The sequence below is a fragment of the Microbacterium sp. SL62 genome, from assembly GCF_026672635.1.
GTDB classification, from domain to species: Bacteria; Actinomycetota; Actinomycetes; order Actinomycetales; family Microbacteriaceae; genus Microbacterium; species Microbacterium testaceum_A.
This window is the reverse complement of sequence record NZ_JAPPRM010000001.1, coordinates 2,262,746-2,284,170: the sequence shown is the minus strand read 5'-3', so window position 1 is coordinate 2,284,170 and position 21,425 is coordinate 2,262,746. Positions and strand designations below refer to the sequence as shown.

At 70.0% G+C, this 21,425-nt stretch carries 25 protein-coding genes and 2 tRNA genes; 13 read left to right on the top strand and 14 right to left on the bottom strand.

What is annotated here, in order from left to right; translation table 11 throughout:
* Nucleotides 1–31 precede the first annotated feature (31 nt).
* Nucleotides 32–352 (top strand): hypothetical protein, encoded by a 321-nt coding sequence (locus OVA26_RS10960; RefSeq protein ID WP_056230965.1) that lies wholly within the window; start codon nt 32–34, stop codon nt 350–352.
* Nucleotides 327–920, top strand: a complete 594-nt coding sequence (locus OVA26_RS10955; protein ID WP_268104097.1) for a hypothetical protein — start codon at nt 327–329, stop codon at nt 918–920. The genes OVA26_RS10960 and OVA26_RS10955 overlap by 26 nt, the downstream gene beginning before the upstream one ends.
* Nucleotides 921–939: 19 nt before the next feature.
* On the opposite strand, the gene OVA26_RS10950 is transcribed toward OVA26_RS10955, so the two are convergent.
* From OVA26_RS10950 to OVA26_RS10925, 6 genes are all read right to left on the bottom strand, one after another.
* A complete protein-coding gene (locus OVA26_RS10950; protein ID WP_074695080.1) occupies nt 940–1,422 on the bottom strand; it encodes a DUF2017 family protein in 483 nt (160 codons plus the stop codon).
* On the bottom strand, nt 1,419–1,724 hold the full coding sequence (clpS, locus tag OVA26_RS10945) for an ATP-dependent Clp protease adapter ClpS (RefSeq protein ID WP_143017876.1): 306 nt from the start codon (nt 1,722–1,724) through the stop codon (nt 1,419–1,421). The genes OVA26_RS10950 and clpS overlap by 4 nt, the downstream gene beginning before the upstream one ends.
* On the bottom strand, nt 1,724–2,065 hold the full coding sequence (locus tag OVA26_RS10940) for a metallopeptidase family protein (RefSeq protein WP_268104915.1): 342 nt from the start codon (nt 2,063–2,065) through the stop codon (nt 1,724–1,726). The genes clpS and OVA26_RS10940 overlap by 1 nt, the downstream gene beginning before the upstream one ends.
* Nucleotides 2,066–2,243: 178 nt before the next feature.
* Nucleotides 2,244–2,319: transfer RNA gene (locus OVA26_RS10935), tRNA-His, on the bottom strand.
* A gap of 36 nt (nt 2,320–2,355) precedes the next feature.
* Nucleotides 2,356–2,982, bottom strand: a complete 627-nt coding sequence (gene orn, locus OVA26_RS10930) for an oligoribonuclease (protein WP_056230973.1) — start codon at nt 2,980–2,982, stop codon at nt 2,356–2,358.
* Between the two features lie 35 nt (nt 2,983–3,017).
* A tRNA-Arg gene (locus tag OVA26_RS10925) sits at nt 3,018–3,093 on the bottom strand.
* Nucleotides 3,094–3,194: 101 nt separating this feature from the next.
* Here OVA26_RS10925 and OVA26_RS10920 point away from each other — a divergent pair.
* A complete protein-coding gene (locus OVA26_RS10920; RefSeq protein ID WP_056230976.1) occupies nt 3,195–3,404 on the top strand; it encodes a hypothetical protein in 210 nt (69 codons plus the stop codon).
* Between the two features lie 47 nt (nt 3,405–3,451).
* On the opposite strand, the gene yczE is transcribed toward OVA26_RS10920, so the two are convergent.
* A complete protein-coding gene (gene yczE / locus OVA26_RS10915) occupies nt 3,452–4,060 on the bottom strand; it encodes a membrane protein YczE (protein ID WP_268104096.1) in 609 nt (202 codons plus the stop codon).
* A gap of 61 nt (nt 4,061–4,121) precedes the next feature.
* Between yczE and yczR the strand changes: the two genes are divergently transcribed.
* Complete coding sequence (yczR, locus tag OVA26_RS10910) at nt 4,122–5,540, top strand: MocR-like transcription factor YczR (protein ID WP_268104095.1); 1,419 nt, start codon at nt 4,122–4,124, stop codon at nt 5,538–5,540.
* A 48-nt stretch (nt 5,541–5,588) separates the two neighbouring features.
* Here the strand turns inward: yczR and OVA26_RS10905 are convergent, their stop codons facing one another.
* Entirely contained in the window at nt 5,589–5,846 is a 258-nt protein-coding gene (locus OVA26_RS10905) for a hypothetical protein (RefSeq protein WP_056230983.1), read from the bottom strand.
* A 206-nt stretch (nt 5,847–6,052) separates the two neighbouring features.
* Between OVA26_RS10905 and OVA26_RS10900 the strand changes: the two genes are divergently transcribed.
* The 4 genes from OVA26_RS10900 to OVA26_RS10885 all read left to right on the top strand — a co-directional run bounded on the left by OVA26_RS10900 (nt 6,053) and on the right by OVA26_RS10885 (nt 9,449).
* Nucleotides 6,053–6,583, top strand: coding sequence for a single-stranded DNA-binding protein (locus tag OVA26_RS10900; protein WP_074695077.1), 531 nt, complete (start codon nt 6,053–6,055; stop codon nt 6,581–6,583).
* Between the two features lie 95 nt (nt 6,584–6,678).
* Nucleotides 6,679–7,176, top strand: coding sequence for a DUF6993 domain-containing protein (locus OVA26_RS10895; protein ID WP_268104094.1), 498 nt, complete (start codon nt 6,679–6,681; stop codon nt 7,174–7,176).
* A gap of 55 nt (nt 7,177–7,231) precedes the next feature.
* On the top strand, nt 7,232–8,911 hold the full coding sequence (gene ettA / locus OVA26_RS10890; RefSeq protein WP_056230991.1) for an energy-dependent translational throttle protein EttA: 1,680 nt from the start codon (nt 7,232–7,234) through the stop codon (nt 8,909–8,911).
* Nucleotides 8,904–9,449 carry an acyl-CoA thioesterase gene (locus tag OVA26_RS10885; protein ID WP_074695075.1) on the top strand — a complete coding sequence of 182 codons (546 nt, stop codon included), beginning with the start codon at nt 8,904–8,906 and terminating at the stop codon, nt 9,447–9,449. Before ettA ends, OVA26_RS10885 begins: the two co-directional genes overlap by 8 nt.
* Before the next feature lie 198 nt (nt 9,450–9,647).
* On the opposite strand, the gene OVA26_RS10880 is transcribed toward OVA26_RS10885, so the two are convergent.
* Complete coding sequence (locus OVA26_RS10880; protein WP_176786342.1) at nt 9,648–10,517, bottom strand: acyl-CoA thioesterase; 870 nt, start codon at nt 10,515–10,517, stop codon at nt 9,648–9,650.
* Nucleotides 10,518–10,570: 53 nt separating this feature from the next.
* On the opposite strand from OVA26_RS10880, the gene OVA26_RS10875 reads away from it, so the two are divergent.
* Together OVA26_RS10875 and OVA26_RS10870 are read left to right on the top strand one after the other, a co-directional pair.
* Complete coding sequence (locus tag OVA26_RS10875) at nt 10,571–11,239, top strand: hypothetical protein (RefSeq protein WP_074695074.1); 669 nt, start codon at nt 10,571–10,573, stop codon at nt 11,237–11,239.
* Nucleotides 11,240–11,410: 171 nt separating this feature from the next.
* Entirely contained in the window at nt 11,411–12,235 is an 825-nt protein-coding gene (locus OVA26_RS10870) for a cation-transporting ATPase (RefSeq protein ID WP_074695073.1), read from the top strand.
* Here the strand turns inward: OVA26_RS10870 and OVA26_RS10865 are convergent, their stop codons facing one another.
* From OVA26_RS10865 to pepN, 5 genes are all read right to left on the bottom strand, one after another.
* Nucleotides 12,236–12,685, bottom strand: coding sequence for a globin (locus OVA26_RS10865; RefSeq protein ID WP_144785279.1), 450 nt, complete (start codon nt 12,683–12,685; stop codon nt 12,236–12,238). It abuts the gene before it with no gap.
* A complete protein-coding gene (locus OVA26_RS10860) occupies nt 12,682–13,926 on the bottom strand; it encodes a mechanosensitive ion channel family protein (RefSeq protein ID WP_268104093.1) in 1,245 nt (414 codons plus the stop codon). The genes OVA26_RS10865 and OVA26_RS10860 overlap by 4 nt, the downstream gene beginning before the upstream one ends.
* A 66-nt stretch (nt 13,927–13,992) precedes the next feature.
* Nucleotides 13,993–14,811: an ABC transporter permease subunit gene (locus OVA26_RS10855; protein ID WP_268104092.1), complete on the bottom strand. Its 819-nt coding sequence runs from the start codon at nt 14,809–14,811 to the stop codon at nt 13,993–13,995.
* Entirely contained in the window at nt 14,808–15,719 is a 912-nt protein-coding gene (locus OVA26_RS10850) for an ABC transporter ATP-binding protein (RefSeq protein WP_074695071.1), read from the bottom strand. The genes OVA26_RS10855 and OVA26_RS10850 overlap by 4 nt, the downstream gene beginning before the upstream one ends.
* Before the next feature lie 130 nt (nt 15,720–15,849).
* Nucleotides 15,850–18,399, bottom strand: a complete 2,550-nt coding sequence (gene pepN / locus OVA26_RS10845) for an aminopeptidase N (RefSeq protein ID WP_268104091.1) — start codon at nt 18,397–18,399, stop codon at nt 15,850–15,852.
* Between the two features lie 126 nt (nt 18,400–18,525).
* Here pepN and OVA26_RS10840 point away from each other — a divergent pair, with 126 nt between their 5' ends.
* The 3 genes from OVA26_RS10840 (at nt 18,526) to OVA26_RS10830 (ending at nt 21,336) form a co-directional block, all read left to right on the top strand.
* The gene (locus OVA26_RS10840) at nt 18,526–19,713 is read left to right on the top strand and encodes a ferrochelatase (protein ID WP_268104090.1); all 1,188 of its coding nucleotides are present in this window, start codon (nt 18,526–18,528) and stop codon (nt 19,711–19,713) included.
* An 88-nt stretch (nt 19,714–19,801) separates the two neighbouring features.
* Nucleotides 19,802–20,344 (top strand): ribose-5-phosphate isomerase, encoded by a 543-nt coding sequence (locus OVA26_RS10835; protein WP_268104089.1) that lies wholly within the window; start codon nt 19,802–19,804, stop codon nt 20,342–20,344.
* A complete protein-coding gene (locus OVA26_RS10830) occupies nt 20,344–21,336 on the top strand; it encodes an Fpg/Nei family DNA glycosylase (protein ID WP_268104088.1) in 993 nt (330 codons plus the stop codon). Before OVA26_RS10835 ends, OVA26_RS10830 begins: the two co-directional genes overlap by 1 nt.
* The last annotated feature ends 89 nt before the right edge of the window (nt 21,337–21,425 follow it).

Here is a 21,425-nt window from a genome sequence, read left to right as displayed (position 1 = left end):
TGGTCCGAGGCCGGGCCGCTACGGTGGAGCCATGCCCAACATCGCTTTGGAACTCGGCAAGCAGGCCACCAGCTTCGGCGTCACCTCCGCCTACGGGGAGCAGCAGGACGTGAACGGCGTCAAGATGATCCCCGTCGCCCTCACCTGGGCCGGGTACGGCGGCGGCTCCGACGAGCAGGGCAACGGTGGCGGCGGGGGCGGTGGCTACACGCTGCCCCTCGGCGCCTACATCCGCCGTGGTGACGATCTGCGGTTCGACCCGAACCTCGTCGCGTTGCTCGCCGTCGGCATCCCGTTCGTGTGGGTGGCCGGTCGCGCCCTCAGCCGTGTCATCCGCGCCCTCAAGAAGTAACGCGGACCCGGTCGCCGACGCCCTCACTGCGGCTGTTGCCGCGGTGTCGGCGCGCGTCGTCGCGGTCGGCGCCGCGAACCCCGTCGTCGCCCTCGACGGGCGTAGTGGCGCGGGGAAGAGCTCCTTCGCTCGACGCCTGGTCGCGGCATGGCCGGGCCACGGACGCGTGCAACTCGTCGCCCTCGACGACGTCTACCCCGGCTGGGACGGCCTCGCCGACGGCGTCGACTACGCCCGGCGGGTCATCCTCTCACCGCACGCGCGGGGGCTGATCGGCGTCTGGGAGCGGTGGGACTGGGAAGCGAGCGCGCGAGCCGAGGCATACGCCGTCGACCCCTCGCTGCCGCTGGTGGTCGAAGGATCGGGACTTCTCACCCCTGAGGTCGCGCGACTCGCCGACGTGTCGGTGTGGGTCGAGGCTCCGTTGGCGTCCCGCAAGGCGCGCGCCCTCGACCGCGACGGCGACACCTACCGTCCGCATTGGGACCGCTGGGCCGCGCAGGAGGACCGGCATCTCGAGGCGCACCATCCGGAACGGCTGGCCGATCTGGTCGTCTCCGTCCCGTAAGGTACGTCGACGACGCCGCTCACGCGCGATCGAGAGTTGCGACGAGACCGTCGAGGCGATAGCCGATCCAGTCGTACACGCCGTAGCGCGGGTCTTCGGGATCGTGATCGTCGTCGTTCTGGATGCCGAGACGGGTCGCCATAACCAGTCGCAGCGCCGAGAGCGTGCGCATCCACGCCAGGGCCTCGGTCTCACCGAGGGCGACGGCGATCGTCGCATCGGGATCGCTCTCGGGGTCGAGGTCCGCACCGTCGAGGCCGAGGGTGTGAAGAACCGTGGCGACGTCCTGCGACCGACGCTCGAGGAGGTCCCCGCCGGTCAGACGCCGGAACTCCCGACTGGCAGCTGCGTCGTCGGGGTAGGCATCCGGGAGCAGGCGTTCCACCGCCGGGTCCTCGCCCGCGCGGGAGTCCGCCAGCAGATCGCGGAACTGTCCCACGATGCCGGCCAGATGCAGGGCCTCGAGGCCGCTGATCTCCAGCACGACGACGCGCTCGCTCACGCGGGGTCCTTCCTGACGGTGGCCCAGAGGCCGAAGTCGTGCATCGCCTGCACGTGGGCTTCCATGACTTCGCGTGGCCCTCGGGCCACCACGGCGTGGCCGTCGTGGTGCACGGCGAGCATCAGCCGGTTCGCGGTCGCGGCGTCGTAGCCGAAGTAGGTGCGGAAGATGTGGGTGACGTAACTCATGAGGTTCACGGGGTCGTTCCACACCACGGTCTGCCACGACGCCGGCGGAGCCGCCGTCAGATCGGTCTCGAGGTCGACGTCGAGATCGAGGTCGGGACTCGCCACGCCCGCCATCACGCCCACCCCAGCTCGTGGAGGCGTTCGTCGTCGATGCCGTAGAAGTGAGCGATCTCGTGGACGAGCGTCGTGTGGATCTCGTCACGCAGTTCGGTCTCGTCGTGGCAGGCGGCGAGGTGCGGCTCCCGGTACACGATGATGCGATCGGGGAGCTCGCCGACGCCGTAGCGCTCTCGTTCCGTCAACGCCCAGCCGTCGTACAGCCCGAGGAGATCCAGGGACCCGTCCTCGGGGCGGTCCTCGACGACGAAGACGACGTTATCGAGACCGTCCACCATGTCGTCGGGGAGCTGATCCAGCTCGTCGACGACCAGTTCTTCGAACGCAGACGCATCCATCTCGAGGGCCGGGCGCGCGTCGACGCGGTCGTTCACGGCGGGCCTCCCGGGGGTCTCGAGCCGTCCATCGGATGCCGACAGATCACGCCGACGTTCCGTGTCGATTCTACGGCGCGGGGGAGCGCCGGTCGCGAATGACGAAGGCCCGGCGAGCGATGCTCGACCGGGCCTTCGTCGTTGGGGTGGCTAACGGGACTTGAACCCGCGACCCCCGCGACCACAACGCGGTGCTCTACCGACTGAGCTATAGCCACCATGTGTCTGCCGCAGCAGACAACTGAACGATTATGTCATACGTCGAGCGTGAACGACGACACGGCCGAGGCCGAGACGGCCTTCGCCTCGTCGCTCGTCGGGCCCGGCTGGGGCACGAACACCGCGGCGCGGTAGTAGGCGAGCTCGCGGATCGATTCGCGGATGTCGGCGAGCGCGCGGTGTCCGCCGTTCTTCGCCGGGGCCTGGAAGTAGGCGCGCGGATACCAGCGACGCGAGAGCTCCTTGATGCTCGACACGTCGACGTTGCGGTAGTGGAGCCAGCGGTCGACGCGCGGCATGTACTTCGCCAGGAACATGCGGTCGGTGCCGATCGTGTTGCCGGCGAGAGGAGCCTTGCCCTCGACGGGCGCAAACCGCTGGATGTACTCGAGGGTCTGGAACTCGGCATCCGCAAGGCTCACCCCGTTCGGGATCTCGTCGAGCAGACCCGAGGAGCGGTGCATCTCGGTGACGAACTCGCCCATGTTGGCGAGGGCCGAGGCGTCGGGCTTGATCACGATCTGGAAACCGGGGTCGAGCACGTTGAGCTCGAAATCGGTGATGACGACGGCGATCTCGACGAGCTCGTCGACGGCCAGGTCGAGCCCGGTCATCTCGCAGTCGATCCAGACGAGCCGGTCGTTCTCGGAGGCGTTTACCATCCCCACATCCTAGTGAGGGGTGCCGACACCGGCTCTGGTCCCCCAGACACGATTCGAACGTGTGACCGGCGGATTAGAAGGCCGCTGCTCTATCCACTGAGCTACTGGGGGTCGATCTCAGGATATCGCCCGAGGCGTTCCCGCCGCGCCAGCCCCTGGCACATCTGCCGCGGCGGCTGTACATTCCGGCGAAAGAGAGCAAAGGAGCACTCATGTCCGAGACTGCGACGCGACGCATCTGGGTGGCCTACGGTCCGAACGGCGTCGTCGGGAAGATCCAGAAAGACAGCGACGGCTACCGCGTTCACATGGCCGGCAAGGACGAGCCCCTGGGCGTGTACCCCTCCATGGAGATCGCCAAGAACGCCGTGCACTCGCACCTCAAGCCCGGCAGCGAGCGGCCCGAGTTCCGCGAGCACTGAACGGTGGGGCGGCTCCCGGTGCGCGGGAGCCGCCCCACCGCGGTGTCTCAGGCGGATGCCATCGTCCGCGCGGGCGCCGCGGGCTTCGGAGTGGCCAGCAGCGGCAGGGCGAGGTGGACCAACGGCCCGATCCCCAGCGCGAAGACGACGGTCCCGATGCCGACGGTGCCGCCGAGCAGCCACCCGAGGACGAGCACCGACCCCTCGACGCCGAGGCGGCACGCCCAGATCGGCCAGCCGAAGCACGCGTGCATTCCGGTCATGAGGCCGTCGCGCGGGCCGGGGCCGAAGTGCGCTCCGATGTAGAGCCCGGATGCCACGGCCACCAGCACCACGCCGGCGACGAGCATGAGGGCTTGCAGCCAGAAGGTGTCGGGGTGGGGGAGCAGCCCGAGCGAGAGCTGGAGGCTCGTGCCGACGAGCAGGATGTTCGCCACGGTTCCCACCCCCGGCTTCTGGCGCAGGGGGATCCACAGCAGCAGCACGCCCAGGCCGACGATGTTGGTGATCCAACCGATGCCGATCCCCGTCACGCGCGAAAGTCCCTGCGCGAAGACCGTCCACGGGTCGACTCCCAGGCCGGCCGCCACGGTGACGGCGCAGCCGAAGCCGTAGAGCACGAGTCCGAAGAAGAGGCGCAGGATCCGAGAAGACATGTGGCGATCCAATCACGGGATTGGCTTTGGGGCACGATGCCAATTCGACTACGGTGGCCGCATGGACTCGCGCGTATCGGCCCGCACCCTCGCCGCCTCTCTCGGTGGCTGGCGGGGAAACGGCCCCGCCTACGAGGCACTCGCCGACGGCGTCCGCCTTCTCTGCTTGGACAATCGCCTCGCTCCGGCCACGGCCCTCCCCGCCGAGCGTGAGCTGGCGGCGATTCTGGGAGTGAGTCGCACCACCGTCGCCGCCGCCTACCAGAGCCTGCGCGACACCGGACACATCGAGAGCCTGCGCGGGAGCGGGAGCGTCACCCTGCCCCTGCGTCGGACCGACCCGGGCCGGCACGAACCGGACGCCGAGACGATCGATCTGCAGCAGGCGAGCCCCGCGGCCTGGCCCGGGCTTCCGGGGATCATGGCGGAGGTCATCCAGGACGCTCCGGCACTCGTCGCGCGGATCGGATACGACGTCGTCGGCGATGTGGGCCTGCGTACCGCGATCGCCGAGCACTACCGCGCGAGAGGTCTCGCCACCTCCACCGACCAGATCCTCGTGACGACGGGGGCGCAGAGCGCGATCCACCTGATCGCCTCGGTACTCCTGCACCGCGCCGACCGGGTCATGATCGAGACCCCCACCTACCCTCACGCGGCGGATGCGTTCCGTCGGGTCGGGGCACGCCTGGTGGGCGTGCCGGTCGACTCCGCCCACGGATGGGACCTCGAGCGCGCGGAGCAGACGTTCGCGAGGGCGCTGCCCTCGCTGGCGTACCTGATGCCCGACTTCCACAACCCGACGGGACGCACCATGACCGCGGACGAGACGGATGCCTTCGTCGTGGGCGCGCGCTCGGTCGGGACTCTCCTGGTCCTCGATGAGACCACCGCACAGCTCGACATCGATCGGCGATCGCAGTCGGCGGCATTTCCCGAGGATGAGCGCGTGATCCGCGTCGGCTCCCTCGGCAAGACGGTGTGGGGTGGACTGCGCGTCGGGTGGGTGCGCGCAGCGCCCGACATCGTGCGGCGCCTAGCCAGCGGTCGACCCGTGCACGATCTGGGGACTCCCGAGCTCGAGCAGGCCATCGCGGCGCGCCTCATCCCGCGACTCGACGAGATCGCCGCGCAGCGCGGCACCTTGCTGCGTGCGGGTCGCGACAGCCTGGTCGAGGAGCTGAGGCGACTGTTTCCGGAGTGGGACGTGCCCGAGGTGCACGGCGGTGTGTCGCTCTGGGTGGGGATCGGCGAGCCGCTGAGCACGCCGTTGGTGATGTCGGCGCGGGCACGAGGGCTCGCCCTCTCCGCCGGATCGCGATTCGCCGTGGAGGGCGGCCACGACCGTCGTCTGCGCGTGCCGTTCACCGCGTCGCCGTCGACGCTGCGGCGGGCGGTCGGCATTCTGCGCTCAGCGTGGGACGACGTGCGCGGCGGAAGCGCGATCCCTTCTCGAACGGACTTCACCACCGTCGTCTGAGCACAGCCCGACCGCACCGGGAGACCGGATGCCGAGCGCCGCACGCTTCTACCGGAGGTACCGCAAACACTCGACGGCGTCGGCGGACGACCAGAACTCGCCGAGGCGACGGAAGCTGCCGGAGGCGGAGTGGAACCGCTCGGCGGCGTAACGCCACCCCCCGTCGGCGGAGATCGCACGGATATGACCGACCACGATGCCGCGCGGATCGGCGATGCGCCACAGGCCCGCGGCGACGTGCGTCGCCGCTCCCCACCCGGCCGGACGCGGTGCCGGAGCGAGGTCGTTCCACAGTGCGGTGCTCATGGGATGACGGTAGAACCAACCTCCGACATCGACGCCGGTCGTCCCCGGGGTCCGTCCTCCCCAGGCGCCTGATCGTCCGAACCATCCACGGAACGGCCGGATCGACCCGCGGCGTACGCGTCGATCCGGTCATTCTGAGCGTGGCTCCGGCATCCGTCGGGCACACGGATGCCGGAGCGCACACCACGTCGAGAGGAACAACGGATATGAGCGATCACATCACCCTGGTGGGCAACATCGTCGGCGAGCTGGAGCAACGCGCCACGCGCGGAGGCGGGCCGATCGCGGCCTTCCGGATCGCCGTCGGCGAGCGCAGACTCGATCGCGAGCGCGGAGAGTGGGTGGACGGGCACACGAACTACTACAACGTCTCGGCGTTCGGAGACCTCGGGGCTCACGCGCTGCACTCCCTGCGGAAGGGCCAGCGGGTCGTCCTGACCGGCCGTCTGCGGCTGCGCGAGTGGGAGAACGACGTCAAACGCGGGGTGAGCGCCGACGTCGTCGCCGACGCCATCGGCCACGACCTGCGGTGGGGCACCACGCGCTTCGAGAAGGCGGCGCGGTCGCCGGACGCCGCGAGCGTCGCGGCCTCAGAGGCGGCGGGGCCGGAGGCGGACGAGCAATGGGCGCTCCCCGGGGCGTCGGAGGGGCTCGCCGGTGACGTCGAGATGGTCGGCGCGAGCGCCGGGGGCAGCGGGGGATCGTCGTCGGACGAAGACGCGGCCGGTCCGTTCTGAGTCGGGGGTTCACGGCGGCGCGGGGGACGGTCGCGGCGCGGGCGATCGCGTCGTCCGGAGCGGGGTGGGGCGGAGGGGTCCGTAGACTCGGACGCGTGTCCCGCCTCCTCGGTCGTCCCCTCGCCGCCCTGACCCTCGTCGCGGTGCTGGGCTTCGCCGGATGCACCGGCGAGTCGCCCGCTCCCGGCCCTGTCGATTCCGCCACACCGTCGGTGTCGGCCTCACCGTCGTCCACGTCCACGCCGACAACGCCGGCCGCTCCCGCGCTCGTACCCGGGGGGACCGCGGCGCAGAACCTGCCGTTCTTCACCCAGGTCGTCTCGGGGGTCTGGTCGGGCCCCGATCAGGTGGCCGGTCGCGCCTACATCGACGCTCTCGCCGCCGCGGGCTTCGACAAGGCCGCGATGCAGGTGACGCCCGACCGGACCACGGTCGACAACCCCGCCGAGAGCATCGAGTTCTCCGTCCGCATCGGCGATCAGTGCCTGGTGGGTCAGGTCGGCCCCTCGATCGGCAACCCCGTCACCGCGGTGCTGCCCGGCCTGTCGTCCGGCGGGTGCCTGATCGGGCAGACGCGCGCCATCGACTGGTGACCCGAGGCCGTCTCACGTCGGCGAGATGGCGCATCGCCCCTAGACTGGACGGGTTATGGCGGAATACATCTACTCCATGGTCCGCGCTCGCAAAGCTGTGGGCGACAAGCTGATCCTCGACGACGTCACCATGTCGTTCCTCCCCGGTGCCAAGATCGGCATGGTCGGGCCGAACGGTGCGGGTAAGTCGACGATCCTGAAGATCATGGCGGGGCTCGACAACCCCTCCAACGGCGAGGCCCGACTGAGCCCCGGCTTCACCGTCGGCATCCTCATGCAGGAGCCCGAGCTCGACGACAGCAAGACCGTCCTCGAGAACATCCAGGACGGCGTGGCGATCAAGCCCAAGCTCGACCGCTTCAACGAGATCTCTGCCCTCATGGCCGACCCCGATGCGGACTTCGACGCCCTGCTGGCCGAGATGGGAACGCTGCAGGAAGAGATCGACGCCGCCGACGGCTGGGACCTCGACTCGCAGCTCGAGCAGGCGATGGACGCGCTGCGCACCCCGCCGGCCGACGCCTCGGTCGTTCCGCTCTCCGGCGGTGAGCGTCGTCGCGTCGCCCTCGCCAAGCTCCTCCTGCAGAAGCCCGACCTGCTGCTCCTTGACGAGCCCACCAACCACCTCGACGCCGAGAGCGTGCTCTGGCTCGAGCAGCACCTCAAGGCGTACAAGGGCGCGGTCATCGCGATCACCCACGACCGGTACTTCCTCGACAACGTCGCGGAGTGGATCGCCGAGGTCGACCGCGGCCACCTGTACCCCTACGAGGGCAACTACTCGACCTACCTCGAGAAGAAGGGGCAGCGCCTCGACGTCCAGGGCAAGAAGGACGCCAAGCTCGCCAAGCGCCTCAAGGAGGAGCTCGAGTGGGTCCGCTCCAACGCCAAGGGCCGCCAGGTCAAGTCGAAGGCGCGTCTCGCCCGCTACGAAGAGATGGCAGCCGAGGCCGAGCGCACGCGCAAGTTGGACTTCGACGAGATCCAGATCCCCGCGGGCCCGCGCCTAGGCAGCATCGTCATCGACGCCAAGAAGCTCGAGAAGAGCTTCGGCGACCGCTCGCTGATCAGCAACCTCAGCTTCAACCTGCCGCCGAACGGCATCGTCGGCGTGATCGGTCCGAACGGTGTCGGAAAGACCACGCTGTTCAAGACGATCGTCGGCCTCGAGCCCCTCGACGGCGGCACGCTGAAGATCGGCGAGACCGTCAAGATCAGCTACGTCGACCAGTCGCGCTCCAACATCGACCCCGAGAAGACGCTGTGGGAGGTCGTGTCCGACGGACTCGACATCATCACCGTCGGCAAGACCGAGATCCCGTCGCGCGCGTACGTGTCGAAATTCGGATTCAAGGGCCCCGACCAGCAGAAGAAGGCGGGCGTCCTGTCCGGCGGTGAGCGCAACCGCCTGAACCTCGCCCTCACGCTGAAAGAGGGCGGCAACCTGCTCCTCCTCGACGAGCCGACCAACGACCTCGACGTCGAGACGCTGAGCTCGCTCGAGAACGCGCTGCTCGAATTCCCCGGCTGCGCCGTGGTTATCACGCACGACCGGTGGTTCCTCGACCGCATCGCGACGCACATCCTCGCCTACGAGGGCACCGAAGAGCACCCCGACCAGTGGCACTGGTTCGAGGGCAACTTCGAGGCCTACGAGGCGAACAAGATCGAGCGTCTCGGTGCCGACGCGGCCAACCCCTCGCGCTCGACCTACCGCAAGCTCACTCGTGACTGACAGCCCCGCGCAGCACACCCCCGACGAGGGTCCGGCGGTCGCCGGACCCTCGCGGGTGCACGTGCCCATCCACCTCCGCTGGGGCGACCTCGACGCCCTCGGGCACGTCAACAACACCTCGATGTTGAAGCTGCTCGAAGAGGCACGGTTGCGCGCGTTCTGGCACAGCGACGGCGAGGGAGAACCGCTCCCGACGGCGGTGTTCGACATGGACGTGCTCGAGAGCGGCGGCGATCGCGCCACGCTCATCGCCCGTCAAGAGATCGAGTACCTGCGCCCGGTGCCCTACAGTCAACGCCCCCTCGACGTGCGCATGTGGATCGGCGCGATGGGCGGGTCGAGCGCCGACATCTGCTTCGAGGTCTACAGCCCCGTCGGTGACGCCGAGCCCGTGCTCTACGCCCGCGCCACGGCCGTCACGGTCCTCGTCGACACCGCCAGTGGTCGACCCATCCGCTGGACCGAAGCGGAACGCACCGCCTGGGCGCCGTACATCGGCGACCCGATCGAGTACCGCCGGGGCCGTTCGCGCGGGTGAGCCCGCTCCACGGGGCTCCGCGTATCCTGCGCCCGTCGTAAGACGCCGGAGCCCGATGACGCCACTCGCGGGCCCGCGGCGTTCCCCTCCCGCCGGGAGCCGACTCTCGTCAGCGCCCTGCGGAACCCTGCCCGCGCACGCCGCCGCCGACCCGCGCGACCTCGTCCGGCGAGGGCCGCCGGGTGTCGGCATCCGGGATCATCCGCGCGGGACGCGCACCATGACCTCTTGCGCGACGCTGGCCACGAGCGCGCCGTCGCGCGTGTAGATGCGTCCGGTGGCCAGTCCTCGGCCCCCGCGGGCGTTCGGGGACTCCTGCACGTACAGCAGCCACTCGTCGACGCGTCCCGGGCGGTGCCACCACATCGCGTGGTCGAGGCTTGCGACCTTCAGTCCCGGGGCGTTCCACGCGACGCCGTGCGCACGCATGATCGACTCCTGGATCGTGAGGTCGCTGAGGTAGGCGAGGGCGGCGCGGTGGACGGCGGGGTCGTCGCCGACGGGGCGACGCAGCTTCATCCAGACCGCCTGCCGGGGCACGAGCGGGCCCTCGACCGAGGCGTACAGCGGCGAGGTCACGTGGCGGACGTCGACAGGGCTTTCGGAGAGGATCCTGCGGCTGATCGGGTGCAGGGTCTCGACCTCGAGCGAGGGGGCGTCCTCGGGCTGGGGAATCCCCTCCGGCATCGGCTCGAAGTGCTCGAGACCCGGGTCTTCGTCCTGGAACGAGGCGATCATCGAGAAGATCGGGACGCCCGACTGGAACGCCTGGGTCCGCCGGGTCGAGAACGAGCGGCCGTCGTGAATGCGGTCGACGGAGAAGGTGATGCCGTCGGAGGGATCACCCGGGCGCAGGAAGTACCCGTGCATCGAGTGGACGGTGCGCTCAGCCGGGAGGGTCCGAGATGCTGCGACGATGGTCTGCGCGAGCACCTGACCGCCGTACACGCGCCCGGTGGGCATGGCCTGCGACACCCCCGTGAAGATGTCTTCGGTCGTGCGCGCTCCGGCATCGCGGAGGTCGAGCACGCTCAGCAGCGACGCCACGGGATCGATGGCCTCGGACACACTGACTCCCGTTCCGGTACGGCGAACCCGCACCGCTTGATAGTTTAGGGCGGGTGTCCGCGCGCCTGTTGTTCCCCGACCCGCAGGCGGCAGCCGACCTGCTCACCTTCGCCGCCCGAACGATCCGTCTCGGTGACGGCACCGTGCGACTGCGAGCCGACGGGGGAGTGCTGGTCGCCACGGCGGCCCCTCTCGCCCCCCGCGGACTGCTCGATGCCACGCCGACCGTTCTGGGTCTGCGCGTCTCGGCGATCGACCCCGAGCTCGAGTGCGACCTGGTGGTCGAGGCGTCCGCCCTGCTCCCCGCCCCCGACGACGCGTCCGCGGTCGTGCTGCCCGAGACCGCGACCTCGCCGGCCTGGGCGGGCATCTCGCCCCCGCGCGGAGGATGGGAGCAGACGGATGCCATCGACTCGGCCGTACTCGCATCGCGAGCGCAGTACGGGGTCGCGGCCGTCGCCGACGCCCTTCCCGCCGACGCCGGCGAGGACATCGTGCGCCTCGTGCGGGCACAGGTGTGGGGTCAGCCCGACGAAGCACTGGGGGGACTGCCCCTGGGCACGGCCTTCGCGGCCTTCGCTCTGGGCTTCATCGCCGGGTCCGAGCAGGCGCCCGTGCGCCGCAGCGGTGCCTGGACGCGCGTGAGTCTCGCGCGCGGCCACGTGCTGGTGCGCGGCCCGGTGCGTTCGGGGCTCACCGCGGTGCGCGCCACGGGGAGCTGATCCAGCAAGCGCACAGGTGGCCTCCATACGCTGAAGACACGCAAGGGGAGTACTCCCGACGCGACGTATCCGTCATCACGGGTCCACGATTGGATTCCGGGTACGTCGGTCCGAAAGGGCGGAGGAGACCTTGACGCCGCGGCCGTGCGCCGCCCGTCGAGAGGTCCTTCCATGGTCTCGTTCTCCCGTCTGTTCGATCTCGCCTCCAAGGCCGCCGGAAAAGCCGCATCCTCGTCGCGCCCCCCGGGTGCCGCCGGAGGAAAAGACTGGCGCGACATGGTCCGCTCCGCGGCCGACGCCGTCACCGGCGATCGCGGAGCGAGCACCCCGCCCGCCGCGACCCGCGGCCCCGCGTCGAACGGGCGGTACGCGCCGCCCGCGGCATCCCGTCCCTCGTCCGCTCTGTCGGACGCCGACCGTGCCGCCATCGCCCGCTACGACTACCTCCTGCGCACGGCCGACCCCGACAGGGTCGAGCAGATGCACCGCGAAGCGTTCGCCCGCCTCACACCGGCGCAGCGCGCGCACGTGAAGGAGCGGATGGATGCCGATCTGGCCCCTGACGAGCGCCCGCGCACGGACACCGCGGACGACCTCGCGCGCACGGCTGCGCGTGCCGAAGCGGCGCGTCCCGGACGCATGTCCGGGCTGCTCGCCAAGGCCGGGCGCGGCGGTCTGATCGGTGCCGGCGTCGTGGGCGCCGGGGGCCTCCTCGCGGCGGTCGCCGGGGGAGCCGTCGTCAGCGCCGTCGCGGTGCCCCTGCTCGCGCAGGCCGGGCAGATGGGCGTCGACTTCGCGGGGCTCGCAGAGGGCGTCGACCTCGAGGCGATGGCATCCGGGGTCGATCTCGCCTCCCTTGCCGAGGGCACCGGTCTCGGCGAGTGGGCCGGAGGAGCTCAGGATGCCGTGTCGGGCGCCGGCGAGCAGATCAGCGGTTTCGGCGAGGGACTGTCGAACCTCGACATCCCCGGGTTCGGGGACTTCCTCGGTCGGTGATCAGTCGTTCGCGCGGACGGGCAGGCCCGTATCGGGGCGCCCGTCCTGGCGCGGGCCGATCCCGCGCGGCTCGAACGTGTTGACCATCGCGTAGGCCGCCCGCTCGAGGTAGTCCCACAGGGGCTCTTCGAACGCGGGCGGCAGGGCGATCTCGTCGACGGCGGCGCGCATGTGCCGCAGCCAGCGGTCGCGGGCGTCGGGGTCGACGTGGAACGGCATGTGGCGCATGCGCAGTCGCGGGTGTCCGCGCGTCTCGCCATAGGTCGTCGGGCCGCCCCAGTACTGCGCGAGGAACAGGGTGAGGCGTTCGGCGGCCGGGCCGAGGTCCTCTTCGGGGTACATCGGCTTCAGCACCTCGTCGGAGGCGACGCCGCGGTAGAACGCGTCGACCAGCCGACGGAACGTCTCCATCCCGCCCACCTGGTCGTAGAAGCTGACGGGCTCGGTCATGACTCGTCCTTGTCGTCGGCGCGGACCGCCGGAGGAGTGGGCTTGGGCGCGTCGGCCCCGGGAGCCGGGGGCAGGTCGACGATGGCCGTGGGGGTGTCGTCCTGAACGGTCTTCTTCTTCACCTTGGCAGGGGGCGCTTCGACGGCGTGCTCGTCAGCGGTCTCGGATGAGTCCATCTTGCTGCGGCGCGGGCGCCAGATCGGGCGGCTCGCGCCGACCGCGACCTGGGTCTCTTTGGTCTTCGGCGGGTGCGCTCCGCGGACGCTCTGCGCGCCCTCCGCGCCCGTCAGCACGATCGAGTTGAGCTGGGGGAGCGCGATGCCCATCGCGTCGATGGCCTTCTTCAGGCGCGCGCGCAGCTCGCGGGCCACGTCGTCCTTCGCGCTCGAGCGGGTCTTCATGACGAGGCGGATGACGAGGGCGTCGCCACTGATCGACTCCAGGCCCCAGATCTCGGGCTGCTCGATGATGCGCGAGCGCCACTTCGTCTCTTTCGCCATCGTCTTGGCGGCGGTCAGCATCGCCTTCTCGACGTCGTCGATGTCGGCATCCACCGGTACGGCCAAATCGATGATGACGCGCGACCATCCCTGGGACATGTTGCCGATGCGGGTGATCTCACCGTTGCGCACGTACCAGAGCGTGCCGTTGACGTCGCGAACGTGGGTGATGCGCACGCTGACGAACTCCACGATGCCGGTCGCGAGCCCCAGGTCGACGACGTCGCCGATGCCGATCTGGTCTTCGGCGACGATGAAGATGCCGTTGAGCACGTCTTTGACGATGTTCTGGGCGCCGAAGCCGAGACCGGCGCCGATCGCGGCGGTGAGCAGCGTGAGCGAGGCGAGTGCGTCGGGCGCGACGATGCTGGCGATCCAGACGAGCGCGACGATCACGAGAATGACGTTGACGATGTTCTGCAGGATCGTGCCGAGGGTGCGGGTGCGCTGCACCAGCCGTACCGCGCTGAGGGGCGAACGATCGAGGGCCTGCGTGTCGTCGACGCGGGCCTTGCTCTTCGCCCCATTGACGATTCGATCCACCACGCGGCGGATGATCACGCGAAGGATCCAGGCGGCGACGGCGATCCCGATGATGATCCCGAGCACCCTCAGCAGCACACCGCCGAAGCCGAGCAGCTGATCGCCGATCCAGGCCCAGGTGTCGGGGTTGGCCAGATCGCTCGGCGACGTGATGGAGGGTGACGGGGCGGGCGAGGGGTTTTCGGCGAGAACGGACATCGGATTCAGACTAACGACGGATGCCTCGGCGCCGGCTGAGCGTCGAGGCATCCATCGCGGATCGGATCAGGCGTCGCGCCAGCGCAGCGCGATCCACCCGAGCAGGAGGGGCCCGATCACCCACCCGGCCATCGTGAGCGCGGGCTCCACCAGGTCGGTCGCTCCGGCCCGGGTGAGGCTGCCGGCGGCGCTGACCGGGAGGTATTTGCCCGCCTCGACGACCCACATCCAGTCGGGGCCGGCGATCGAGAAGAGGCTCAGCATGATCGGCAGCACGAAGAGCACTCCCACGAAGAGCACTCCCACCGTGACGGCGATCGCACCGGCGCCGCTGCGCAGGACGAAACCGAAGCCGACGCCCATGAGGGTGAAGCAGGCCATCGAGAGCATGCCGAGGGCGAGGGGCACGATCGAGTCGGCGGGCGTCGCCCAGTCGATGCCCGTGCCACCCAGCAGGGGAGCGGTGGCGGCGATGGCGACGGCGTAGATGATCACGGTGGTCACCATCATCGTCACGGCCACGACGAGCGCCTTCGCCAGCAGCACGGCACCGCGACGGGGCTCCGCGGTGAGTGTCGAGCGGATCATCCCGGTCGAGTACTCCCCGGTCACGACGATCGCGCCGAGGATGCCGGCCACGAGCATCGTGAACTGGGTGGGCGCGAGGATGACGTTCGTCGGCTCCATCCCCCCGCCCATGCCGCTCGTGGCGAGCGCGATGAGCAGCGAGATCCCCACCGACAGTGCGGCGGTGACCCCGAGCGACCACCAGGTCGAGCGGAGCGTGAGGATCTTGATCGCCTCGCTCTTCAGCAGGTGCGCGAAGCTCAGGCGCGGGGTGTTCGGGTGCGTCGCCCGGCGGGGCGCGGCGGCGAGGGCGGTCATGCGATCTCCTTGGTCTTGTACTCGACGGAGTCGTCGGTCAGGGCGAGATAGGCGTCCTCGAGGGAGCCGACGCGCGGGCTGAGTTCGTAGAGGGGGATGCCGCGGGCGGCGGCGATGTCGCCGACCGTTTCGGCCGTGATCCCGGTGATCTGCGCCGCGCCCGGCTCGACGGCCGAGACGGTGGCATCCGGGATCTCGAGGGCGGTGACGAGTTCGCCGAGGCGGGGGGAGCGCACGAGCAGGGTGGTCGTGGTCCAGGTGCGGACGAGGTCGGGGAGGGCCGCGTCGGCGAGCACGCGCCCGCGCCCCAGCACGATCACGTGATCGGCGGTCTGCGACATCTCGCTCATCAGGTGGCTCGACAGCAGGACCGTTCGACCCTCGCCCGCGAGATGGCGCACGAACTGGCGCACCCAGCGGACGCCCTCGGGGTCGAGGCCGTTGACGGGTTCGTCGAGGATCAGCGTGTGCGGGTCGCCGAGCAGGGCGGCCGCGATGCCGAGGCGCTGACCCATGCCGAGCGAGAAGCCGCCCGCGCGCTTGCCGGCCACGGATCTGATGCCGGTGAGCTCGATCACCTCGTCGACGCGGGCGTTCCCGATGCCGTGCGTCGCGGCCATGGCGCGAAGGTGATTGCGCGCCGATCGGCCGGTGTGGATGGCCTTCGCGTCGAGCAGGACGCCAACCTCGGTGAGGGGAGAGCGGAGGTGCCGGTAGTCCTGGCCGCCCACGGTCACGCGGCCGGCGGTGGGGCGGTCGAGCCCGACGATCATGCGCATCGTGGTGGACTTCCCCGCACCGTTCGGTCCGAGGAAGCCGGTCACCCGCCCGGGGGCCACCGTGAACGAGACGCCGTCGACGGCGGTCTTGTCGCCGTACCGCTTGGTGAGGTTGTCTGCAACGATCATGCCTCCACGCTAGGGACGGCGACCCGGTCGCCGCGTCCTCCGTCCGGATGATCGCGAGCGACGGGAGGATGACCCCGCAACGACGGATGCCCCCTCCCGAGGGGGAGAGGGCATCCGACGCAGACGCGGATTACTGGGCGTCGCGCTCCTGGACCGCCAGCGCGCGTTCGACGCCGGCGAGGTTCTCGCCGACGAGGCGACGAAGCGCGGGGGCGGCGTCGGCGTTCTGCGACAGCCACTGACGCGTCGCGTCGCGCAGCGCCTTGTTCGCCAGGGCGGCGGGGTACAGGCCCACGATCAGGTACTGCGCGATCTGGTAGCTGCGCGACTCCCAGATGGGCAGCAGCATCGCGAAGTACGGCTCGACGAAGTCGGCGAGCACGTCGACCGTCGTCGGGTTCGTGAAGCCCGAGGCCGTCGACCGAACGATCGTGTTCGGCGCGTCGGCGCGCTCGATGAGCGAGTCCCACGCCTCCTGCTTCGCCGCGTGCGAGGGGAGCGACGCCTTGGCCATGGCCGCGAACTCCCCGCCCTTCGCCGTGTTGTCCGCGGCGCGCGCCTCGTTGATGTCGGCCGCCGTGACCACGCCCGCGGAGGCGAGCGATACCAGTAGCTGCCACGACAGGTCGGTGTCGATCTCGAGGCCCTCGAGCGTGGTGTCGCCGTCGCGGAGCGCACGGACCGTCTCGGCGTGAGCCGGGGTGGAGGCCGCCGAGGCGAACGCCGTCACGAACTGCAACTGGCTGTCGCTGCCGGCCTCGGCCTTCTGCGCCAGCTCCCACAGGCCGTCGGCCACGCGCTCGCGCGCCGCGTCACGGGTCTCGGGGGCGACGTACGAGTTCGCGGCGAGCTGCAGCTGGCCCAGCGTCGTGCGCACCGTGGTCGACTCGGTCTCGGAGCCGATGTTCTGCAGGACGAGGTCGAGGTAATCGGTGGCCGAGGCCTCGGCATCCCGCGTCTGATCCCACGCCGCACCCCACACGAGCGAACGCGCAAGCGGGTCGGAGATGTCCTTCAGGTGCGCGATCGCGGTGGCCAGCGAGCGCTCGTCGAGACGGATCTTCGCGTAAGCGAGGTCATCGTCGTTGAGCAGCACGAGGTCGGGACGACGGATGCCACGGAGCTCGGCGACCTCGGTGCGGTCGCCGTCGACGTCGATCTCGACGCGGTGGACGCGCTCGAGCGAGCCCGACTCGGTCACCGAGTAGAAGCCCACGCCCAGTCGGTGCGGGCGGATGGTGGGGTAGTCGGCCGGGGCGGTCTGCACGATGGCGAAGCGCGTGATTGTGCCGTCCGCTCCCTCTTCGATGAGCGGGGTGAGCGTGTTGACACCCGCCGTCTCGAGCCACTTCTTGGCCCAGTCGCCCAGGTCGCGACCGCTGGTGGCCTCGAGCTCGACGAGCAGGTCGCCGACCTCGGTGTTCGACCACTGGTGCTTCTGGAAGTACGCGGCCACACCCGCGAAGAACTGCTCGATACCCACCCACGCGGCGAGCTGCTTCAGCACGGAGCCGCCCTTGGCGTAGGTGATGCCGTCGAAGTTCACCTGCACGTCTTCGAGGTCGTTGATCTCGGCGACGACCGGGTGGGTCGAGGGGAGCTGGTCCTGGCGGTACGCCCAGGTCTTCTCCATCGCGTTGAAGGTCGTCCAGGCGGCCTCCCACTCGGTGGCCTCGGCGGTGGCGATCGTGGAGGCCCACTCGGCGAACGACTCGTTCAGCCAGAGGTCGTTCCACCACTTCATGGTGACGAGGTCGCCGAACCACATGTGCGCGAGCTCGTGGAGGATCGTCACGACGCGACGTTCCTTCACGGCATCCGTCACCTTGCTGCGGAAGACGTAGGTCTCGGTGAAGGTGACCGCACCCGCGTTCTCCATCGCGCCGGCGTTGAACTCGGGCACGAAGAGCTGGTCGTACTTGGCGAACGGGTAGGGGAAGCCGAACTTCTCCTCGAAGTACGCGAAGCCCTGACGGGTCTTCTCGAAGACGTAGTCGGCGTCGAGGTACTGCCACAGGCTCTTCCGAGCGAAGACGCCGAGGGGGATGACGCGGCCGTCGGCGCTCGTGAGCTCGCTGTAGGTCGCCTCGTAGGGACCCGCGACGAGAGCGGTGATGTACGACGAGATGCGCGGGGTGGCGGGGAAGTCCCAGCGGGCGGTGTCGTCCGACACGACGACCGGCTCGGGCGTGGGGGAGTTGGAGACGACCTTCCAGCGCGCGGGGGCGGTGACCGAGAAGGTGAAGGCGGCCTTGAGATCGGGCTGCTCGAACACGGTGTACATGCGGCGCGAGTCGGGCACCTCGAACTGCGAGTAGAGGTAGACCTCGCCGTCGACGGGGTCGACGAAGCGGTGCAGGCCCTCGCCGGTGTTGGTGTATTCGCAGTCGGCCTCGACGACGAGCTCGTTCTCGGCCGCGAGGTCGTCGAGCGCGATGCGCGAGTCGGCGAAGACGGCGGCGGGGTCGAGCGAGCGGCCGTTGAGGGTGATTGCGTGCACGGTGCGCGCGATCAGGTCGATGAAGGTCGACGCGCCCTCGGTGGCGGCGAAGGTCACGACGGTGCGCGAGGCGAAGACCTCGTCTCCGCGCGTGAGGTCGAGCTGCACGTCGTAGGAGTGCGTGTCGACGATCGCGCGACGCTCCTGCGCTTCGATGCGGGTGAGGTTCTCTCCTGGCACTGGCGTTCTCCCGGGGATCTGGGTGGTTTGTCGCAGGTGACGCGGTTGACGTCGGTGACAACCGTATAAGCCTAGTAGCGAGATATCTCGCGTCCGCGCCTCGCGCGGGAGTGCGAGGATGTGATCGTGAGCACGACCGACACGGACACCAACCCTGAGACCGTCCTCTACGCGTCGCCCGCTGCGGCGTCCGGACCCAAGTGGGTCGAGACGCCGGTGGCGTACGACGGCATCCTCCTCGCCGGCTTCGGCGGGCCCGAGGGTCAGGACGACGTCATCCCGTTCCTGCGCAACGTGACGCGCGGGCGCGGCATCCCCGATGAGCGACTCGAAGAGGTCGCCCACCACTACCGTCACTTCGGCGGCGTCAGCCCGATCAATCAGCACAATCGCGAGCTCAAGGCCGCCCTCGAGGCTGAGATCGCCAAGCGCGGACTGGGTCTGCCCGTGTACTGGGGCAATCGCAACTGGTCGCCGTACCTCGCAGAGGCCGTCACCGAGGCGGCCGAGGCGGGCGACACGACCCTCCTCGCGATCGCGACGAGCGCCTACAGCTCGTTCTCGAGCTGCCGTCAGTACCGCGAAGACTACGCCCGTGTGCTTGAGGCGACCGGTCTCGGTGAGACGGTGACGATCGACAAGGTCCGTCAGTTCTTCGACCACCCGGGCTTCGTGAGCACCTTCGTCCGGGGCGTGACGGATGCCGTCTCGGCCTACGTCGCCGACGGGATCGCGCCCGAGAAGATCCGCGTGCTCTTCTCCACGCACTCGATTCCGAGCGCCGACGCGGAGCGTTCCGGCCCTCGCGACGTCGAGTTCGGAGAGGGCGGTGCCTACGAGGCGCAGCACAACGCCGTCGCCGCCTTCGTCATGGCCGAGGTCGCCGCCGCCGTCGCCGACGTCGAGTGGGAGCTCGTCTACCAGTCGCGTTCGGGCCCGCCCACGCAGCCCTGGCTCGAGCCCGACGTCAACGATGTGATCGCGGAGCTTCCCGGCCGCGGCGCCGAGGCGGTCGTCATCGTGCCCCTTGGTTTCGTCAGCGACCACATGGAGGTGCTCTGGGACCTCGACACCGAGGCCATGGAGGCCGCTGAAGAGGCGGGCATTCGCGCGGTGCGCACGCCGACGCCGGGCATCGATCCTGCGTACGTGTCGGGTCTGATCGACCTGGTCGAGGAGCGGCTCAAGGGCACGCCGAAGGCGGAGCGCCCACACCTGACCGACCTGGGCCCCTGGTACGACGTGTGCCGGCCGGGGTGCTGCGAGAACATCCGCGCCGGTTTCAAGCCGGTCGCCGCAGGTCTGCGTCCCTGACGACCTCGACGCCGCCCGTTCCTCACCCGGAGCGGGCGGCGTCGTCATGTCCGCCCGCGATGTCGGACCCGCTCAATAGACTTGCCGCATGCGCATCCACATCGGCACCGATCACGCCGGTCTCGAGTTCTCCACCCAGATCCAGCACCACCTCGCCGCTCAGGGGCACGAGGTCGTCGACCACGGCCCGGTCGAGTACGACGCCCTCGACGACTACCCGGCCTTCTGCATCCGCGCCGCGCAGGCGGTCGTGCGCGACCAGGCCGCGGGCGTCGAGGCCCTCGGTGTCGTGTTCGGCGGCTCGGGCAACGGCGAGCAGATCGCCGCGAACAAGGTGCTCGGCGTGCGCGCGGCGCTCGTGTGGAACATCTCCACGGCTGAGCTCGCCCGCGAGCACAACGACGCCAACGTCATCTCGATCGGTGCGCGACAGCACACCTTCGACGAGGCCGCGTCGTTCATCGACCGCTTCATCGCGACGCCCTTCTCGGGTGAGGAGCGCCACACCCGTCGCATCGGGCAGCTCGCCGCCTTCGAGCAGGACGGGGTGCTGCTGCCCGACCCGCGCGCCGGCCAGAAGCCGAACACCATGACCGACGCGAGCGACTCGTTCGACCCTGAGGCAGGCTGATGCCCGAAGGGCATTCCGTCCACCGCATCGCGCGGCAGTTCGACCGCAACATCGTGGGACGCACGGTCTCGGCATCCAGCCCCCAGGGGCGTTTCGCCGAGGGCGCCTCGGTCATCGACGGCCGCGAGGCGCTCGAGGTGCGGGCGGTGGCGAAGCAGATGTTCCTCCGCTTCGACGGAGACGTCTGGCTGCGCGTGCACCTCGGCATGTACGGCGCCTGGGACTTCTCGGGCGAGGTGGTCGTCGATGCGACCATCGCCTCGGCCAACGGCCGCATGGGCCAGACGAATCAGCGCGGCACGGTCGTCGACGACGAGCCGATCCTGGATGCAGCGGGCGAGAACTCCTTGACCTCCATCGGCGCACCACGTCGCACGCGCGTGCGCATGTCGGAGCAGACGACGGGCCTCGAGGAGCAGAACGAGTGGCCCCCGCCGGTGGTCGGCCAGGTGCGCCTGCGCCTGCTGACCGACACCACGTGCGCCGACCTGCGCGGGCCCACCGCCTGCGTGCTGCAGACCCCCGACGAGGTGCAGGCGACCATCGCGAAGCTCGGGCCCGACCCTCTCGTCGACGACCTCCCCGAGGGCGAGGAGCGCTTCACCGCCACGGTGCGCAAGAAGCCCACGCCCATCGGCCTGCTGCTGATGGACCAGGCCGTCGTGAGCGGCATCGGCAACGTGTACCGCGCCGAGCTGCTGTTCCGCGCGCGGCAGAACCCCCACACGCCGGGTCGCGACGTGCCCGAAGAGGTCGTGCGGGGCATCTGGCGCGACTGGGCGACGCTGCTGCCGATCGGCGTCGAGACCGGTCAGATGATGACGATGGACGGGCTCGACCCCGCCGCCTACCGCCGCGCGATGGCGCGCCGCGCCGACCGGCACTGGGTCTACCACCGCGAAGGACTGCCCTGCCGCGTGTGCGGAACCGCGATCGTCATGGAAGAAGCCGCCGGACGCAAGCTGTACTGGTGTCCGAAGTGCCAGGCGTGAGCGAGCGGGTTCCGGGCTCTGCGACGGACTCAGGGACCGGGGCAGGAGGCGGCTGAGCCTGTTCGAGCCGCCCGGCGCCGCGTTCTAGG

Excerpts from the sequence above, each read along its gene's own strand:
- yczR (WP_268104095.1), top strand. The coding sequence starts at position 4,122 with ATGGACTCGCGCGTATCGGCCCGCACCCTCGCCGCCTCTCTCGGTGGC.
- OVA26_RS10960 (WP_056230965.1), top strand. The coding sequence starts at position 32 with ATGCCCAACATCGCTTTGGAACTCGGCAAGCAGGCCACCAGCTTCGGC.
- OVA26_RS10835 (WP_268104089.1), top strand. The coding sequence starts at position 19,802 with ATGCGCATCCACATCGGCACCGATCACGCCGGTCTCGAGTTCTCCACC.
- orn (WP_056230973.1), bottom strand. The coding sequence starts at position 2,982 with ATGGTAAACGCCTCCGAGAACGACCGGCTCGTCTGGATCGACTGCGAG.
- yczE (WP_268104096.1), bottom strand. The coding sequence starts at position 4,060 with ATGTCTTCTCGGATCCTGCGCCTCTTCTTCGGACTCGTGCTCTACGGC.
- OVA26_RS10865 (WP_144785279.1), bottom strand. The coding sequence starts at position 12,685 with ATGACCGAGCCCGTCAGCTTCTACGACCAGGTGGGCGGGATGGAGACG.
- OVA26_RS10920 (WP_056230976.1), top strand. The coding sequence starts at position 3,195 with ATGTCCGAGACTGCGACGCGACGCATCTGGGTGGCCTACGGTCCGAAC.
- ettA (WP_056230991.1), top strand. The coding sequence starts at position 7,232 with ATGGCGGAATACATCTACTCCATGGTCCGCGCTCGCAAAGCTGTGGGC.
- OVA26_RS10940 (WP_268104915.1), bottom strand. The coding sequence starts at position 2,065 with ATGGATGCGTCTGCGTTCGAAGAACTGGTCGTCGACGAGCTGGATCAG.
- OVA26_RS10900 (WP_074695077.1), top strand. The coding sequence starts at position 6,053 with ATGAGCGATCACATCACCCTGGTGGGCAACATCGTCGGCGAGCTGGAG.
- OVA26_RS10850 (WP_074695071.1), bottom strand. The coding sequence starts at position 15,719 with ATGATCGTTGCAGACAACCTCACCAAGCGGTACGGCGACAAGACCGCC.
- OVA26_RS10860 (WP_268104093.1), bottom strand. The coding sequence starts at position 13,926 with ATGTCCGTTCTCGCCGAAAACCCCTCGCCCGCCCCGTCACCCTCCATC.
- clpS (WP_143017876.1), bottom strand. The coding sequence starts at position 1,724 with ATGGCGGGCGTGGCGAGTCCCGACCTCGATCTCGACGTCGACCTCGAG.
- OVA26_RS10870 (WP_074695073.1), top strand. The coding sequence starts at position 11,411 with ATGGTCTCGTTCTCCCGTCTGTTCGATCTCGCCTCCAAGGCCGCCGGA.
- OVA26_RS10830 (WP_268104088.1), top strand. The coding sequence starts at position 20,344 with ATGCCCGAAGGGCATTCCGTCCACCGCATCGCGCGGCAGTTCGACCGC.
- OVA26_RS10855 (WP_268104092.1), bottom strand. The coding sequence starts at position 14,811 with ATGACCGCCCTCGCCGCCGCGCCCCGCCGGGCGACGCACCCGAACACC.
- OVA26_RS10905 (WP_056230983.1), bottom strand. The coding sequence starts at position 5,846 with ATGAGCACCGCACTGTGGAACGACCTCGCTCCGGCACCGCGTCCGGCC.